The organism is Micromonospora sp. CNZ309 (genome assembly GCF_002846525.1).
Window position 1 is genome coordinate 5,446,563 of sequence record NZ_PJNG01000001.1, and the last position, 15,752, is coordinate 5,462,314.

Sequence of the window (15,752 nt, forward strand, 5' to 3'; positions counted from 1 at the left end):
CATCACTCGAACCGCTGCCTTTGTGGCGCTCGCCACGGCCACACAGGCTACCGGTGCCGAGCCTGGACGTAGCGCGCACCACGTCGCGCGAACGGTCGGCGGTGCCGGCGGACCGTCACAGCCGGGGGTCGACCGGCTCGGACTCGCAGGCCAGGATCGCGAAGACCAACTCGTGGCGGCGCCACAGCGGAGCACCGGCCACCAGCGCGTCCAGCGCCGCGAGCCCCAGCCCGTGCTCGCGCAGCGCCATCCCCCGCTTGCGGCCCAGCGACCGGCGGCGCAGCGCGGCGAGCTGCTCCGGCTCGTCGTACCCCGGACCGTAGATGATCCGCAGATACTCCCGGCCCCGGCACTTGATACCCGGCTGGAGCAGCGAACCCCGCTCGGTGCGGGCCGCCGGCCCGGCGTACGGCTTCACCACCATGCCCTCGCCGCCGGCCGCCGTCAGCGCCAGCCACCACTCGGTGGCCGCCGCCTCGCCGGCCGGATCGGCCAGGTCGACGACCTGGCGGCGCGTCGGTGTGAAGAACTCCGGGTCGGTGGCGCAGAGCCGGTCGGCCAGCCCCAGGTGCCAGCCGTGGTCCCGGTCGGCGTAGCTGGCCTTCGCGCCGGCCAGCACCGCGAACGGGGCCAGGGTCACCCCGCGCAGCCCGTCGGTCGGCCCCACGTACGCCCGGTAGGCGTCCGAGTAGGCCAGGATCTCGTCGCGGCGGCGGGCCGTCGCGTCGCGCAGCCCGGCCACGGGCAGGCCCCGACCGGCCGCGGCATCCAGCGCCGCGAGCGCTGCCGGGAGCGCGGCCCGGCCGGCGGCGCCGACCCCGGCGTACTGCTCGCGGATCAGGCCGCCCGCCTTCGCCGACCAGGGCAGCAGCTCGCAGTCGAGCAGCAGCCAGTCGGTGCCCAGCTCGTCCCAGAGCCCCGCCCCGCCGACCGCCGTGCGTACGCGGTCGAGCAGTTCCGCGTCGAGCGGCGCCCCGAAGAACGGGCGGCCGGTGCGGGTGTGCACCACCCCGCCGCCCGGCCCGAAGGGCCCGCCGTCGGGCTCCCGGCAGACGAGCACCACCGCCCGCGAGCCCATGTGCTTCTCCTCGCAGACCACCCGGTCCACGCCCGCCGCGCGGTAGTCGGCGAACGCCTGCGCCGGGTGCTCCAGGAAGCCGCCCGCCGTGGCCGTCGAGCAGGGCGCCATCGTCGGCGGAAGCCAGGCCAGCCAGCGCGGGTCGACCGCGAAGCGGCTCATCACCTCCAGCGCGGCGGCGGCGTTCTCCGCCGGCACCGTCAGCGACCCGTACGCGTGCTCGATGTGCCGCCGGCCGGTCACGTCGGTCAGCTCCAGCACCTCATCCGGCCGGGCCGGAGCGGCGGACAGCGGGCGGACGGGGGCGTACCACTCCCGCTCCGCCGGCACAGAGACCAGCTCCTTCTCCGGGTAGCGCAGTGCCGTGAGCCGCCCGCCGAAGACGCAGCCGGTGTCGACGCAGATCGTGTTGTTCACCCACTCCGGCACGGCGGCCGGCGTGTGCCCGTAGACCACCATCGCCGAGCCCCGGTATTCCCGCGCCCACGGGTAGCGCACCGGCAGCCCGTACTCGTCGGTCTCGCCGGTGGTCTCGCCGTAGAGCGCGAACGAGCGTACCCGGCCCGAGGCACGGCCCTGGTAGGCCTCCTTCAGCCCGGCGTGCGCGACCACCAGCCGGCCGCCGTCGAGCACGAAGTGACTGACCAGGCCGTCGATGAAGCTCGCCACCTCGGCCACGAAGGCGTCCGGTTCCGCCGCCAGCTGCTCCATCGTCTCGGCCAGTCCGTGGGTGAGCCGCACCTCGCGGCCGCGCAGCCGGCGCAGCAGCTTCTGCTCGTGGTTGCCGGGCACGCAGATCGCGTGCCCGGCGGCGACCATGCCCATCACCAGGCGGAGCACCCCGGGCGAGTCCGGGCCGCGGTCCACCAGGTCACCGACGAAGACGGCGGTACGCCCCGACGGGTGCGTCGCGTCCACCGGCCGGCCCCGCTCGTCGCGGCGCAGTTCCCAGCCGAGCCGGACGAGCAGCGCCTCCAGCTCGGCGCGGCAGCCGTGCACGTCGCCGACGATGTCGAACGGCCCGGTCAGCTCGCGCCGGTCGTTGAACAGCTTCTCGTAGCGGATCTCGGCGGCGTCGATCTCCTCGACGCCGCGCAGCACGTGCACCTTCCGGAAGCCCTCCCGGGCCAGCTGCCCGTACGAGCGGCGCAGGTCGCGCTGCATCCGGGCGAGCACCTGCCGGCCGAAGGTGCGGTCGGCGCGGCCCTCGGTGCGTTCCCAGGCCAGCGCCTCCGGCACGTCCAGCACGACGGCGACCGGCAGCACGTCGTGCTCGCGGGCCACCCGCACCAGGGCGGCCCGGGCGTGCGGCTGGAGGTTGGTCGCGTCGACCACGGTGAGCCGGCCCCGGCGCAGCCGCGTGGCGGCGACGTGGTGCAGCGCGTCGAAGGCGTCGGCGGAGGCGGACTGGTCGTTCTCGTCGTCGGCCACCATCGCCCGGAACGTGTCCGAGGAGAGCACCTGGCTGGGCGCGAAGTGCCGGCGCGCGAAGGTGGACTTGCCGGAGCCGGAGACGCCGACCAGTGCGACCAGGGCCAGCTCGGGGATGTCGAGGGTGGTCACGGGATCTCCTTCCGGGTCAGCACGACGAGCTGGGTGGGGGCGCCGACCTCGGGATCGTCGTCGCCGACCCCGCCGATCGCGGGGGTGTAGCCGTACGTGGCGCACACCCGGTCGACCCAGGCGGCGAACTCCGCTCGGGTCCACTCGAAGCGGTGGTCGGCGTGCCGGAACCGCCCGGCGGGCAGGCCCTCGTAGCGGACGTTGTACTCGACGTTCGGCGTGGTCACCACGACGGTCGCCGGCCGGGCGTGACCGAGTACGGCATCCTCCAACGCCGGCAGCCGGGGCGGGTCGACGTGCTCGATCACCTCCATCAGCACCGCCGCGTCGTACCCGCGCAGCCGGTCGTCCCGGTAGGTCAGCGCCGACTGCAACAGCTTGATCCGGTCCCGCTGCCGCTCGGGCAGCCGGTCCAGCCGCAGCCGCCGGGCGGCCAAAGTCAGCGCGTGCGCGGACACGTCGGTGCCGACGATCTCGGTGAACCGGCGGTCGCCGACCAGCGCGGCGAGCAGGGCACCGCCGCCGCAGCCGAGATCCAGTACCCGGCTCGCACCGACCTCGGTCAGCGCGCCGAGCACCGCCTCCCGCCGTCGCGCGGCCAGCGACGCCCGCCGGGCGGCGACCTGGCCGCCCCCGGTGTCCCCGCCGCTCGCCTCGCCCCCGTTCGTCGCGTCGTTCCCGGTCGCCTCGTCCACCGTCGGTTCGGCGGCCGGCTCGTCGGTCGGCCGTCGTTCGGCGAGCCGGGCCAGGGCCAGGCCGGCGAGCGCCCGCCGGTGCGCCAGGTAGCGGCGGGTGATCACGTCACGCTCCGGGTGCGCGGCCAGCCAGCCCTCGCCGGCCCGGAGCAGCTTGTCGACCTCGTCCGGAGCGACCCAGTAGTGCTTGGCGTCGTCCAGCACCGGCATCAGCACGTAGAGGTGGTTGAGCGCGTCGGCGACGCGCACCGTGCCGGTCAGCGTCAGGTCGACGTACCGGCTGTCGCCCCACTCCGGGTGCCGCTCGTCGAGCGGGATCGGGGTGGCGGTCACCGCCCAGCCGAGCGGGCCGAACATCCGGACGGCCACGTCCGCGCCGCCCCGGCACCGCAGCACCGGCACCCGCACCTGAAGCGGGATCGGCGTACGGGCCAGCTCGGGGCGCTCGCGGGACTCACCGCGCAGAGCCGAGCGGTACACCTTGGACAGCGCGGAGGAGAGCAGGCTGGACGCCGCGTACGGCCGGTCGTTGACGTACCGCCCGAGGGTGAAGCTGTCGGGGGTCGGGGCCTGCTGCCGGCCGCGGCCCCGCGCGCCGGCCAGCCGCAGCGGGTCGACGTCGAGCAGCAGGGCGGCGGTGCAGCGCTGCTCGCCGGCCTCCGGATAGAACACGTGCGCGGTGCCGACCGGCACGTCGAAGGAGTGCGCGCGGTCGGGGTGCTTGACCAGCAGGTGTCCGAGGTCGGTCGCCGGGCGGTGCGTGGTGGTCAGGGTGAGCAGCACGCGCCCATGGTGTCAGCCGCTTCGATCTTGCGTCGTCCCGTTTTCGCTTGTCCGCTGGTGGGGTTTCCGGGGGAGCCCCGCCCGCTCCGGGCGGTCAGGCTTGATCCCTGCGCGGGCGGGGCTCCCCCGGAAACCCGTCGTGGTTGCGGTTCGTCCGGTGGCTCTGGGCGCCCGGATGTGGCGGTGCCCCGCCGGCCTGGGTCGACGGGGCACCGGTGGTGCGGATGGATCAGGCGACGAAGCGGGTCCTGCGGCGCTTGGCGATCACGTAGCCGCCCACGCCCGCGACGAGCAGCAGCCCGCCGATACCGGCGATCAGGCCGGTGGACTCACCGGTGATCGGCAGGGTGCCGCCGTCACCGTCACCGTTGCCGCCGCCCTCGCCACCGGACGCGTTCACCAGGATCTTGGCGGCGTCATTGGCGGGCTTGAGGTCGTCGTAGAAGCCGCCCTCGCACTCGCACGGGGCGTTGACCTTGACCGCGCCGGTCGCGTTGTCGATCACCTTGTCGATGCGCAGGCGGAACTCCACGGTCAGCGCCTCCCCGGCGGGTGCGAACGGGCCCGGGTAGCAGCGGTACTCGCGGGCGCCCGGCGTGCCGGCCTCGGAGTAGTTCGTCCGGTCGCCCTCGCGTGGCGCACAGTCGCCGGGCACCTCGACGGCGGTGGTGCCCTCGGGCACGGTGACGTTCACGTAGGTGACGTCTGAGTCCGTGCGGAAGTTCTCCAGCGTCGCCGGACCGTTGTTCCGGAAACCGACGGTGGCCGTCACCACCTTGCCGGCTGCGCCGTCCAGCTTGTCGCCGATCGCCTCCAGGTCGGCGCCGTTCTTCCCGGTGATCTCGATCAGCAGCGGGGAGAAGTCGTTGTCCGGATCGGTGTCCGTCTGGGCGGCCCGGGCCGTCTTGGCGGCGGCCTTGGCCAGGGTCAGCTTCGCACCGGCGCCACGTCGGGCGGCCTTAGCCCCAGAGGCTTCGCGGACCGCGAAGAGTTCCTCGAAGTCGCTGGGGGTCATGAACCGGGTGTTGCCGTACGCGTTCGACGGCGCGTAGGCGTCCTCGGCGATCCGGTAGTTCAGCGTGGTGGTGCGCCCCTCGCCGGCCGGAATTTCCTCATCGAACTGGCAGGCGATGACGAAGTCCTCGGCGTAGAGGCAGTTGCTGAACTTGTCCTTCGCGCGGATCGGGTAGTCGTTGTCGAACAGCGCGACCACGCCCCTGGCGGTCGTCTGGCCGATGTTGGCGACGGTCAGGTCCGCCTTGACCGAGCCGCCGACCGCAGCCTTGAACTGCTGCTCGGGGCCGCCTGCCAGATCGACGCCCTCGCCGACGCGGATCTTCGCCGTGTAGGTCGCCCGCTCCTTGTCGCCGACCCGGAAGCTGATCTTCAGGTCACCAGCGTCGTCGAGCTTTGCCTTGTCGGTGGCGACGATGTCCAGGTCGTTCAGCCAGGCGCCGTAGTACTCGTCCACCTGGACTGGAAGGTGCTCGCGGCAGACGAGCACGCCGGCCTCGGGGGTCTCGCAGTCGCCCGCGTCGAACGTCGGGTCCACCGTGACCTTGCCGGCAAGGGACCGGTAGTCGTACCGGACGCTGACGTTGTGGAGCATGGTCGGCACTTCGGTGTAGAGCTGAAGCGTCCGGACCTTCCCCGGCGTGTCGAGCGCGACGGTGGTGTCCGGAAAGTAGAGCTTGATGCCGTCCGGCGCGGCGGCGGCGGCGGGGGAGGCGGAGGCGGCGACGAGCGCGCCTGCGACGCCCAGCCCGGCCAGCCAGCGCCGAGTGGAGTGCTTGAGCATGTGGGGGGTTCCTCCCGTAGGAATGCCAGGAGTGGCCAGCGGATCTTAAGGACTCCTTAAGAGTCGCCGCTGCCCGGTCGGCCTCCGGTGGGCAAACATCGACCGAACGGCTCACCAGGATCGCCGCAACGTTCCGGCCGCCCGCATCCGTCATCAGGAGCAGGAGTCCGGGAGGTGCAGTGACGTACGAGGAGTTCGCCGACTCGCGGCTGGCCGCGCTGCTGCGGTACGCGGTCATGCTGACCGGCGACCCGCACCAGGCGCAGGACCTGGTGCAGGACACCATGGTCCGGGTCCAGCTCAACTGGCGTCGGGTGGCCCGGGCCGACTCGCCCGAGCGTTACGTCCGCCGGATGCTGACCAACCAGTACGTCGACTGGCGGCGGGGCTCCTGGATGCGCCGTGTGCTGCTGCGCGCCGAGCCCGACGAGGCGGTGCCGGTGCCGGCCGACCACGCCCAGCACGCCGTGGACCGGGACCAGGTGTGGTCCTGGCTGTCCGGCCTGCCGCGCCGGCAACGGGCCACATTGGTGCTGCGCTACTACGAGGACCTGCCCGACGCGGAGATCGCCGACATCCTCGGCTGTGCCGTCGGGACGGTCCGCTCGTCCATCTCCCGCGCCCTGGCCACGCTGCGCGCCGAATACGTGGAGGCCCGATCGTGATCGAGGACGACCTGCGGGCCGCCTTCGCCCGGCACGAAGTCTTGACCCCGCCCGTCGGTCCGCTGCGCTCCGCCATCGACCGGCTCGCGGCAGCCCGCCGCCGTCGCCGGCGCCGGCTACAGGCCGGCGGTGCCGCGTTGGCACTGCTCGGCGTGCTCGGGATCGGGGTACCCCACCTCATGCCCGACCGGGTCGCCGGGGACGCCACCCTGCTCGCCGAGCCCGCCGGGCCGGCGCCGACGGGCGCGCTGAACATCCTGCTGCTCGGCGTGGACGGTGCGGCGGAACGTCCCTACCGGCTGGCGGACTCCGTCCTGCTGGTGCACATCCCGGCCGACCGCAGCCGGCCGTACCTCATCTCCCTGCCCCGCGACCTGGCGGTGGCGATTCCCGGGCACGGGACCGACAAGCTCAACGCCGCCTTCCTGCACGGCGCGGGCGAGCCCCGGCCAGACCTGACGGGCGGCTACGAGCTGACCCGCCGGGTGGTCACCGACCTGACCGGCGTACGCGTCGACGCCGGCGCGGTGCTCACCTACCCGGTGCTGCGTCGGCTCACCGACGAGGTCCGCGGCGTGGAGGTCTGCCTGCCGCGCGAGGTGCGCTCCTTTCACACGAAGCGGGTCTTCCCGAGCGGCTGCCAGCGGCTCGACGGCGCCGCCTCCGTCGACCTGCTGCGGCAGCGGCGGGGACTGCCCGAGGGCGGGCTCGACCGGGACCGGCACGCGCAGCTCTTCGCCGCCGGGCTGATCCGTCGTCTCGGCGAGCAGGGGGTGCTGACCGACCCGGTCAGGCTCTTCGCCCTGGTCAGCACCGTCAATGCGGACCTGGTGTTGGGCAGCGACGGTACGTCACTGGTGGATCTGCTGAAGGTGCTTCCGGATCTGGGGTCCGTCGACCCGGTCGGGCTCAGTCTCCCGGTCGGGCCGCCGGACGACCTCGGCTGGCGGCTGTCACCGGACCCGAAGGAGGCGCCCGCGTTCCTCGCGGCGTTGCGGGAGGACCGGCTGGCGCAGTGGGTGGCGCAGCATCCGGACCGGGTCAACCGGACCCGCTGACGCGCGGGCCGGCCGGCACCGGCATCGTCCGGTGGCGGCCGGCCCGCGTGCGGCTCAGCGGTAGTCCTCCTCGTCGGCACCGACCACCCGCGCCTGCTCCATCGCGTCCCAGTCGCCGACCTCCAGGCCACGGTGGGGCTCGGTGTCGGCGTCGCCCGGATCGACCACGGCGGCCTGCTCGACCGCGTCGGCCGGCTCGGCCTCCATGTCGCGCTCCTCGGGGCTGAGGTGGTCGCTGGGTGCGAAGTCCTCTTCGGGCTGACCCATATCAGTCCCTCCCGGGATCTCGGCGGACAGTTCCCCACACACCGTACGGGCTGCACCCGCCCGCCGCTCGGAAGCCGAGTCGACCGAATCGACCCACCGGCCGGTGCCCCCGGTGCCAGGATGGGACGGTGGGCTTCCTGATCCGGTTGGCGATCACCGCCGTCGCGCTGTGGGTGACCACGCTGGTCGTGCCCGGGGTGGAGGTGAGCGGCCGGTCCGGCACCAACTCCGCCCTCACGCTGGTCGTCGTGGCCCTGATCTTCGGCGTGGTGAACGCGGTGCTCAAGCCGCTGATCAAGGTGGTCGGCTGCGTCTTCTACCTGCTCACCCTCGGCCTGTTCGCGCTGGTGGTCAACGCCCTGCTGTTCCTGCTGACCGACTGGATCGCCCGGGCGCTGGACCTGCCGTTCCAGGTGGACGGTTTCTGGGCCGCGTTCTGGGGTGCCATCGTGATGGCCGTGGTGACCTGGCTGATCAGCGTCGTCGTGCCCGACAGGTGGGAGGGGCGGTGAGGAGGCGGCCAGGGACCGGGCGCGTACCGGGTCGGTTGTGCCGGCCCCCGTCTTCTACGGGATACTGCCGACGGTGGACAGCGCGGTCCGGCGCACCCAGGGACAACAGCGGCCGGTGACGGCCGACAGCGGTAAGTAAGGAGCGTTCGACATGCCCATCGCTTCCCCCGAGACCTACGCGGAGATGCTGGACCGCGCCAAGGCCGGCCGGTACGCGTACCCCGCGATCAACGTGACGTCCTCGCAGACCCTGAACGCGGCGCTGAAGGGCTTCGCCGACGCGGAGAGCGACGGCATCATCCAGGTCTCGACCGGTGGCGCGGAATACCTCTCCGGCCCCTCCGTGAAGGACATGGTCACCGGCGCGGTGGCGTTCGCCGCGTACGCGCACGAGGTGGCCAAGAAGTACCCGGTCAACATCGCCCTGCACACCGACCACTGCCCGCAGGAGAAGCTGGACAAGTTCGTCCGGCCGCTCATGCAGATCTCCAAGGAGCGGGTGGCCGCCGGCCAGGAGCCGCTGTTCCAGTCGCACATGTGGGACGGCTCGGCCGTGCCGGTGGCGGAGAACCTCCAGATCGCGGCCGAGCTGCTCGACCGGGCCGCCGAGGCCAAGATCGTCCTCGAGATCGAGGTCGGCGTGGTCGGTGGCGAGGAGGACGGCGTCGAGAACGCCATCAACGACAAGCTCTACACCACCGTCGAGGACGGCCTGGCCATGGTCGAGGCGCTCGGCCTGGGCGAGAAGGGCCGCTACATGGCGGCGCTGACCTTCGGCAACGTGCACGGCGTCTACAAGCCGGGCAACGTCAAGCTCCGCCCCGAGATCCTCAACCAGATCCAGGAGGCGGTCGGCGCCAAGTACGGCAAGGAGAAGCCGCTCAGCCTGGTCTTCCACGGCGGCTCCGGCTCGCTGCTCTCCGAGATCCGCGAGGCGCTGGACTACGGCGTGGTGAAGATGAACATCGACACCGACACCCAGTACACCTTCACCCGGCCCGTCGCGGACCACATGTTCCGCAACTACGACGGCGTACTCAAGGTGGACGGCGAGGTCGGCAACAAGAAGATGTACGACCCGCGGGTCTGGGGCAAGGCCGCCGAGGCCGGCATGGCCGCCCGGGTCGCGGAGGCCTGCGAGCACCTGCGCTCGACGGGCACCACGCTGGCGAAGTGACGCGCTGACGCGTACGACCGACGGCCGGCTCCCCGCCCCGGGAGCCGGCCGTCGGCGTGTCGGGGACCGTCAGGGCGTCGCGGTGAGCACCCGGACGGCCTCGTGGACGTCGTCGGTGAGATGCACGGAGGACGACAGGTCGCCGAAGGGCGAGGCGCCCAGCAGCGGCCGCAGCAGCGCCTCCACCGGAAGCTCGTGCGTCCAGTACGCGCGGTCCAGGAAGACGTACGCGCCGCTGGCCCCGTCGGTGCCGTAGTAGGTCTTGGTGGCCGCCTGGAACACCTCCTGCACCGTGCCCGCCCGCCCCGGGGCGAAGACGATCCCGCCCCGGGCCAGCCGCAGGATGGTGTCCTCGCGGATGGCGTTGGAGAAGTACTTGGCGATCCGGCCGGCGAAGAGGTTCGCCGGTTCGTGCCCGTACAGCCAGGTCGGGATGGCCAGCCCGCCCGCGCGGGCCCAGTCCACGTCGCCGCCGGCCAGCTCCGCGGAGTCGGCGCGGGAGACGCTGCCGGGGTCGGCGGCCCCGAGTCCGGGCAGCGCCACCGGCCGGCCGTAGAGTTCCCGGACCCGCAGCGCCACCGCCGTGTAGCGGTCGTGGTCGGTGAAGTCGGGCGCCGTGGCGAGCAGGTCGATCGCGGCGTCCAGGTCCTCGACCGGCCGCAGCGCGAGGTGGGCGCCGAGGTTGGCGGCCTCCATCACCCCGGGGCCGCCGCCGGTCACCACCAGCCGGTCGGCCCGGGCCAGCTCCCAGCCCAGCACCGCCGCCACCCGGTACGGCGCGCTGCCGCGCGGCACCGCGTGCCCGCCCATGATGCCCACCACCGACTGCGGCCCGTGGGTGGCCAGCCAGGCGCGGGTGGCGTCGGCCAGCGCATTGTCCACGCCGTGGTCGTGCAGCCGCTGACCGAGCGCCTCCCGGACGTCCGGCAGCGCGCCGCCGTGCGCGCGGAAGTGCTCGTAGACCCGGGTGTCGTACATCCCGGCGAAGCCGCCCTCGGCGAAGCCGGCGGCCAGGTCCTCCGGCGTGTAGAGGTGGGACGGCTGTGTCGGGTAGGGCAGTCCGGAGAACGGCGGTACGACGTTCGCGCCGCGCCGGACCAGGTCGGCGCCGACTTCGCGGGAGGCGAAGCGGCAGCCCACGAAGAGGGTGCCGGTCACCTCGACGGCGGTGAGGTCGGGGACGGGATCGAGGTCGAGCCGCAGCCCCTGCACGGTCAGCCCGACCAGGCTGCCGGTGGTCAGCCGCCGGTCGAACTCGGCACGGGTCTCGATCTCGTCGGTGCAGGTGTGCGGCTCGATGACGTCCGCGGGAGGTGGGGTCGGCACCCTGGCCATCCTGCCCCGCCGGGTCAACCGGCCAAACCTGCGCCGGCTCGCCGCCCGACCTGGGCCGGACCGACGGAAGCCCGGCGGTCGTGGCCGCCGGGCTTCCGCAGTACCCGGTCCTGGGGAGGCTCCGGACCAATAGTTGTAGTCGAAAGTATCGGCCGGCGGCATGGGCCGCAGGCGTGACCAACTCCTCAGCCGTTCAGCCAGCCGGCTCGCCCAACCCCCTCGCGCACCCCGGTGCGAAGCGGGTTGAATGGGGCGATGCAGAACCTGTTGCCGGAACCACCGGCCACCCTCCTCCCCGCGCACGACGAGGCCGACGCCGCTCTGGCCGCCGCCGAGAAGGCCGGCAGCGACGAGGCCCACGCCGAGGTGGCGGCGCGCTTCCCGACCTACAGCGCCGGCTGGGGCGCGCTGGCCGCGCGGGCCCTCACCGCCGGCCAGGTCGTTCCGGCGTACGCCTACGCGCGCACCGGCTACCACCGGGGCCTGGACCAGCTGCGTCGCAGCGGCTGGAAGGGCTTCGGTCCGGTGCCGTGGTCGCACGAGCCGAACCAGGGCTTCCTGCGCTGCCTCTACGTGCTGTCGCGGGCGGCCGACGAGATCGGCGAGTCCGACGAGGCGGCCCGCTGCGCCCAGTTCCTCCGCGACTGCGACCCCGCCGCCGCGGACGCGCTGGCCAGCAACTGACGGCGGGTCCGACGGCCGGCGCGGCTCAACCCGCCCCGGCCGTCGGCTCGCCCAGGTCCCCTGACCGCCCACCTGTCGGCCCGCCGGGTCCCCCGGTGGCGTGACCGGGGCCCCGGCGACGCCCTACAACCCCTCCGCGACGGCGGCGGCGATCTTCAGCCAGGCGTCCCGGCTGGCTGCGGAGAGCCCGCCGTACCGGATCGGCTCGCCGGTGTCGATGAGGCGCTCGTACGGCGCGAGCAGCACCGCCCGGGTGCGCGCCGCGAAGTGCTCCTGGATCGCCGGCAGGTCGATCTCCTTGCGTGACGGCGGCATCGACACCACGGTGACCGCCTGCCGGACCAGCCGCTGCCGGCCGCTCTGTTCCAGGTGGTCCAGCATCCGGGCGGCCGTCTCCGCCGAGTCGTTGCGGGCCGACATGGTGACCACCAACTGGTCGGTGGCGTCCATCGCGGCCTGCCAGTTCTGGGCCCGGACGTTGTTGCCCGTGTCCACGAAGATCAGCTTGTAGAACCGGCTGACCACCTCGCGGATCTCGGCGAACGCGGCGGCGGTGAGCATCTCGCCGCCGGTGGCCGACTCGTCCGAGGCGAGGACGTCGAACATCCCCTCGCCCTGCGAGCGGACGTACTGCGACAGGTCGCCGACCCGCCCGTGCGCGCCCTGGAACTGGCCCAGGTCCCGCAGCATGTCCCGCACCGTCCGGGAGTGGAAGTCCTGCTGGGCGCGCATCCCGAGGGTGCCCTGGGTCTCGTTGTTGTCCCAGGCCAGCACGTAGCCGCCGCGCTTCTGGCCGAACGTCATCGCCAGCAGCAGGATGGCCACCGTCTTGCCGGCGCCGCCCTTCGGGTTCACCACGGTCACCTGGCGCAGCCCGCCGAAGTTGCGGCGTACCGTCTCGATGTCCCGTCGTACCTCCTGTTCGTGACGGCCGGGCGGCAGCCGCAGCCCCATCCGGTTGACCACCGCCCGTACGCCCATCGTGGCCACCGGGTCGGCGGGCCGCACCTGCCGGCGGCGGGCGAAGTCCTCGGCGGTCGGCGGGTCGGTGATCGCCGGATGCCAGGTGGCGTCGGGCTGCGCCGGCGGCACCGCGGTGACCCCCTCCGCCTGCTGGTACGCCTGCTGCGGAGCCGGGCCGCCCGGGGCGGCCTGCGGCCAGGGCGGCGGATACCAACCGGGCGGGTACGGCCCGGGCGGCGACGTGCCCTGCTGCGGCGGGTACGGCCCGGGCGGCCCGGCCTGCTGCGGCGGGTACGGGCTGCCCTGCTGCGGCGGGTAGGGCCCGGGCGGTGCGGCCTGCTGTGGCGCTGCCGGCCCGGCCCCGAGGTCCGTGGCGGGCCCGACCGGCGGGTCCTGCCCAGCGTGCGGGTCCTGCCCAGCCTGGTCCTGTGGGCTCGGGCCGTGGAGGGCGTCGGTCTGGGGCGGGTCCTGCTGCCGGGGTGCGCCCGGCTCGCTCGGCCCCCACGGGTGCGGGCCATGGTCGGCCGGGTCGCGCTGGCTCGGGTACTGCTGGGGGACCTGTCCTGGTTCGGCAGCCTGGGACGCGGGGGTCGGGCCGGCGGCACCGGGCCCCGGCCCGGGCGCGGCGGCCGCAGCGGCGGGGCGCTGTGGCGGCTGCGCCCACGGCGACTCCGCCGGCATCCGTGCCCCGCCGCCCGGTACCGGACCGCCGCCCGTCACCCCGCCGCCGGCACTTCCGTCGGCCGGACCGCCGCCCGTCACCCCACCGTCGGCGCTTCCGTCGGCCGGACCGCCGTCAGCGGTGCCCCCCGGGCCGCCGGCACTTTCGTTCGGGGGGCTGTCGTTCGTCGCCGCGATTCCGTTCGCCCGGCCGCCGGTCTCGTGCCCTCCCGCCGACGGGCCGTCGGGCGTCGTCGCGTCGGCGGTCGCACGGAGGCGGTCAGCTTCGGCGGGCTCGCCGGGGCCGGGCCTCGCGGCGTCGGCGGCCGGACCGGGGCGGTCAGCTTCGGCGGGCACGTCGGGGCCGCGCAACGCGTCGTGGGGCGACGGCCGGCCACTGGGGGAGGCGTCAGCCACGATGACCGGCGAGGCATCCTCCCGCCGCCGGGCGAACCCCTGCGTCGGCTCGCCCCCACCCGGGGAGGTCCGGGCGGCGGTCAGCGGGCGCGGGGACGTGACGGGCACGGGCGCCACCGGCTGGTCGAGGCTGAAGGGCATGTCGAGGTCGACCCGGCCGGGCCCGCTCTGCGGGGCCCGGGGAGCGGGCACGTCTCCGGCCGTCTCCGGCGTGGCCGGTCTGCCCTGCGCGGGTGTCGGCGGCGCCCAGGCCGAGGCGCCCGGCCCCCACGAGGCGTCGGCCGCCGAGGCCCCCGGCCCCCACGAGGCGTCGGCCGCCGAGGCCCCCGGTGCCGCGACCGTTGGCACTCCCGAGACCGATGCGGTTCCCGAGGCGTCGACCGATGGGGGCAATGGGGCCGCGACCGGCGGAGGCCCCGAGGCAGCGGCCGATGCGGTCCCCGAGGTCGTGACCGGTGGTGGTGACCAGCCGGCGCCCGGGCCCTGCGGCGCGGTCGTCCCCTCGCCGGAAATGGGTGCTCCGTCGGGGATGGGTGCCGCGCCGGGGATGGGTGCCGCGCCGGGGATCGGCACGCCGCCGGTCAGGGACGGATAGTCGGCCGGCGAGGGCGGCTGACCCGGCCGGACCGGGGGCGGCACGGGGGACGGGGGTGAGGCGGTCGAGGCCCAGGGCGGTGTGCCGGCGCCGATCTGGTCCGGCGGCCAGAGTGGTTCGATGTCCCGCTCCGGCATCGGTTGCTGGCCGGGCGCGTGGACCCGGTCGACGTTCTCGTCCACCACGGTTCCTCCCCATTCCTCCTGCCGAGGATAGGCCCAGCGGCCGCGCCCGGCCGGCCGTCACGGGCCGGTCGCGTCGGTCGCGTCGGGGACGCCGAGGTCAGCTCGCCCAGACCGCCCAGGCGCCCGGTTCGGTCCACCAGGACCGCTTCCGGCTCAGCTCGCCCTCGGCTCCGTCGTCGAGGAACGGGACCTTCCCCTCGCGGGGCAGCACGGCCACGGCCCGCCCCCGGGCGCGTCGTACCTCCAGCCGCACCCGCTTCCTGCCCAACGCCGAGCGGGTCACCACGGGCACGGCCACCGCCACCTCGACCAGGCCGTCCGTCGGGTCCGGGGCGCCGAGCAGGGCCACGTCGTCGAGTCGGGCGTACCCGCCGGCATTGCCGATCGCGCAGGCCAGCAGCGGGTCGTCGCCGTTGGAGAGCACGGCGTCGTCCACCTCCACCCGGCCGCGCCAGTGCAGCGGCCGGCCGTTGTCGTCGGCGGCGCCGACGAGCGCGCCGTCCAGGGTCACCGAGCCGCCGTCGTTGCGCAGCAGGTCGAGCCGGCGGGGCGTGCCGTCCAGCACCGCGGCGGCCACCGCCGCCGGGTCCCGGGGCAGCCCGAGCTGCGCCGCCAGGTCACGGTGCGTCGTGCTCCGCGCCGGATCGAGCGGGAGTACGCCGATCGGTGGCAGGTCCGGCACCGTCCGGTTGCCGGGCAGGTCGTCGGGGCGGCGGCTCGGCGGTGGGGCGTACCGCCGGACGAGCCGGCGCACGACGGCGCGCAACTGGGCGTCGCTGGCCGAGGCGACCACGAGCCGGGTCTTGGAGTCCGGGTCGGGCCAGGTGAGACCGTCCGGGCGGGTCGGGCCGTCGAACCGGGCCAGCACCTCGTCGATCTCGGCGTCGGAGCGGGCGGTGACCGTCTCGACGCGGGCGCCCCGGGCGGTGAGCGCGTCCGCGCAGGCCAGCACCGGCACGCGTGGGGTGTCGCAGCGCCCGTCGGCCGCGGCGTCGGCACCAGGGACGCAGGCGTCGGTGGTCGTGCCGCCGGTGGGGGCGTGGGCGTCGGCCGTGGTGCTGGCGGTCGCGTGGGCGCCGGCCGAGGCGGCCCCCTTCTGAGGCGCTGTCCCCTCGTGAGGCGCTGTCCCCTCGTGAGGCGCTGTCCCCTCGTGAGGCGCTGTCCCCTCGTGAGGCGCCGCGCCGCAGCAGCCGCCGCTGCCGCAGGCCCCGCCGGGCGCGTCGCGCTCCGAGCCGAGGGTGAGCAGCACCACGTCGTACACGAAAAGGCCTCCTGCCTCCCGACGCGACCCCTGCCGGCCGCGCCGCCACTACTTGT

General features: G+C 74.4%; 12 protein-coding genes. 5 read left to right on the forward strand and 7 right to left on the reverse strand.

Annotated features, from left to right (window positions below; genetic code table 11):
- Nucleotides 1-115: 115 nt before the first annotated feature.
- The 3 genes from CLT72_RS23140 to CLT72_RS23150 form a co-directional block, all read right to left on the reverse strand.
- Complete coding sequence (locus tag CLT72_RS23140; RefSeq protein WP_101413572.1) at nt 116-2,641, reverse strand: polynucleotide kinase-phosphatase; 2,526 nt, start codon at nt 2,639-2,641, stop codon at nt 116-118.
- A complete protein-coding gene (locus tag CLT72_RS23145) occupies nt 2,638-4,119 on the reverse strand; it encodes a 3' terminal RNA ribose 2'-O-methyltransferase Hen1 (protein ID WP_101413573.1) in 1,482 nt (493 codons plus the stop codon). Before CLT72_RS23145 ends, CLT72_RS23140 begins: the two co-directional genes overlap by 4 nt.
- A 229-nt stretch (nt 4,120-4,348) precedes the next feature.
- Nucleotides 4,349-5,917 (reverse strand): LPXTG cell wall anchor domain-containing protein, encoded by a 1,569-nt coding sequence (locus CLT72_RS23150; RefSeq protein WP_101413574.1) that lies wholly within the window; start codon nt 5,915-5,917, stop codon nt 4,349-4,351.
- A 179-nt stretch (nt 5,918-6,096) separates the two neighbouring features.
- Between CLT72_RS23150 and CLT72_RS23155 the strand changes: the two genes are divergently transcribed.
- Complete coding sequence (locus tag CLT72_RS23155; protein WP_101413575.1) at nt 6,097-6,582, forward strand: SigE family RNA polymerase sigma factor; 486 nt, start codon at nt 6,097-6,099, stop codon at nt 6,580-6,582.
- Nucleotides 6,579-7,640: an LCP family glycopolymer transferase gene (locus tag CLT72_RS23160; RefSeq protein ID WP_101413576.1), complete on the forward strand. Its 1,062-nt coding sequence runs from the start codon at nt 6,579-6,581 to the stop codon at nt 7,638-7,640. Before CLT72_RS23155 ends, CLT72_RS23160 begins: the two co-directional genes overlap by 4 nt.
- Before the next feature lie 54 nt (nt 7,641-7,694).
- On the opposite strand, the gene CLT72_RS23165 is transcribed toward CLT72_RS23160, so the two are convergent.
- Nucleotides 7,695-7,907 (reverse strand): hypothetical protein, encoded by a 213-nt coding sequence (locus CLT72_RS23165; protein ID WP_101413577.1) that lies wholly within the window; start codon nt 7,905-7,907, stop codon nt 7,695-7,697.
- A 128-nt stretch (nt 7,908-8,035) separates the two neighbouring features.
- On the opposite strand from CLT72_RS23165, the gene CLT72_RS23170 reads away from it, so the two are divergent.
- Entirely contained in the window at nt 8,036-8,419 is a 384-nt protein-coding gene (locus CLT72_RS23170) for a phage holin family protein (protein ID WP_101413578.1), read from the forward strand.
- Nucleotides 8,420-8,570: 151 nt separating this feature from the next.
- Nucleotides 8,571-9,596: a class II fructose-bisphosphate aldolase gene (gene fbaA / locus CLT72_RS23175; protein WP_089002651.1), complete on the forward strand. Its 1,026-nt coding sequence runs from the start codon at nt 8,571-8,573 to the stop codon at nt 9,594-9,596.
- Between the two features lie 69 nt (nt 9,597-9,665).
- Here the strand turns inward: fbaA and CLT72_RS23180 are convergent, their stop codons facing one another.
- Complete coding sequence (locus CLT72_RS23180) at nt 9,666-10,922, reverse strand: LOG family protein (protein WP_374208883.1); 1,257 nt, start codon at nt 10,920-10,922, stop codon at nt 9,666-9,668.
- A 264-nt stretch (nt 10,923-11,186) separates the two neighbouring features.
- On the opposite strand from CLT72_RS23180, the gene CLT72_RS23185 reads away from it, so the two are divergent.
- Nucleotides 11,187-11,615: a DUF3151 domain-containing protein gene (locus tag CLT72_RS23185; protein ID WP_101413580.1), complete on the forward strand. Its 429-nt coding sequence runs from the start codon at nt 11,187-11,189 to the stop codon at nt 11,613-11,615.
- 123 nt (nt 11,616-11,738) lie between these two features.
- Here the strand turns inward: CLT72_RS23185 and CLT72_RS23190 are convergent, their stop codons facing one another.
- Both CLT72_RS23190 and CLT72_RS23195 read right to left on the reverse strand, forming a co-directional pair.
- A complete protein-coding gene (locus CLT72_RS23190) occupies nt 11,739-13,259 on the reverse strand; it encodes a MinD/ParA family ATP-binding protein (RefSeq protein ID WP_250102328.1) in 1,521 nt (506 codons plus the stop codon).
- Nucleotides 13,260-14,532: 1,273 nt separating this feature from the next.
- Complete coding sequence (locus CLT72_RS23195; RefSeq protein ID WP_101413581.1) at nt 14,533-15,696, reverse strand: diacylglycerol kinase catalytic domain-containing protein; 1,164 nt, start codon at nt 15,694-15,696, stop codon at nt 14,533-14,535.
- Nucleotides 15,697-15,752 lie beyond the last annotated feature (56 nt).

Bases quoted from the DNA above. Each gene is read 5' to 3' on its own strand.
- CLT72_RS23150 (WP_101413574.1), bottom strand. From the start codon at position 5,917: ATGCTCAAGCACTCCACTCGGCGCTGGCTGGCCGGGCTGGGCGTCGCA.
- CLT72_RS23165 (WP_101413577.1), bottom strand. From the start codon at position 7,907: ATGGGTCAGCCCGAAGAGGACTTCGCACCCAGCGACCACCTCAGCCCC.
- fbaA (WP_089002651.1), top strand. From the start codon at position 8,571: ATGCCCATCGCTTCCCCCGAGACCTACGCGGAGATGCTGGACCGCGCC.
- CLT72_RS23185 (WP_101413580.1), top strand. From the start codon at position 11,187: ATGCAGAACCTGTTGCCGGAACCACCGGCCACCCTCCTCCCCGCGCAC.
- CLT72_RS23190 (WP_250102328.1), bottom strand. From the start codon at position 13,259: ATGCCGGCGGAGTCGCCGTGGGCGCAGCCGCCACAGCGCCCCGCCGCT.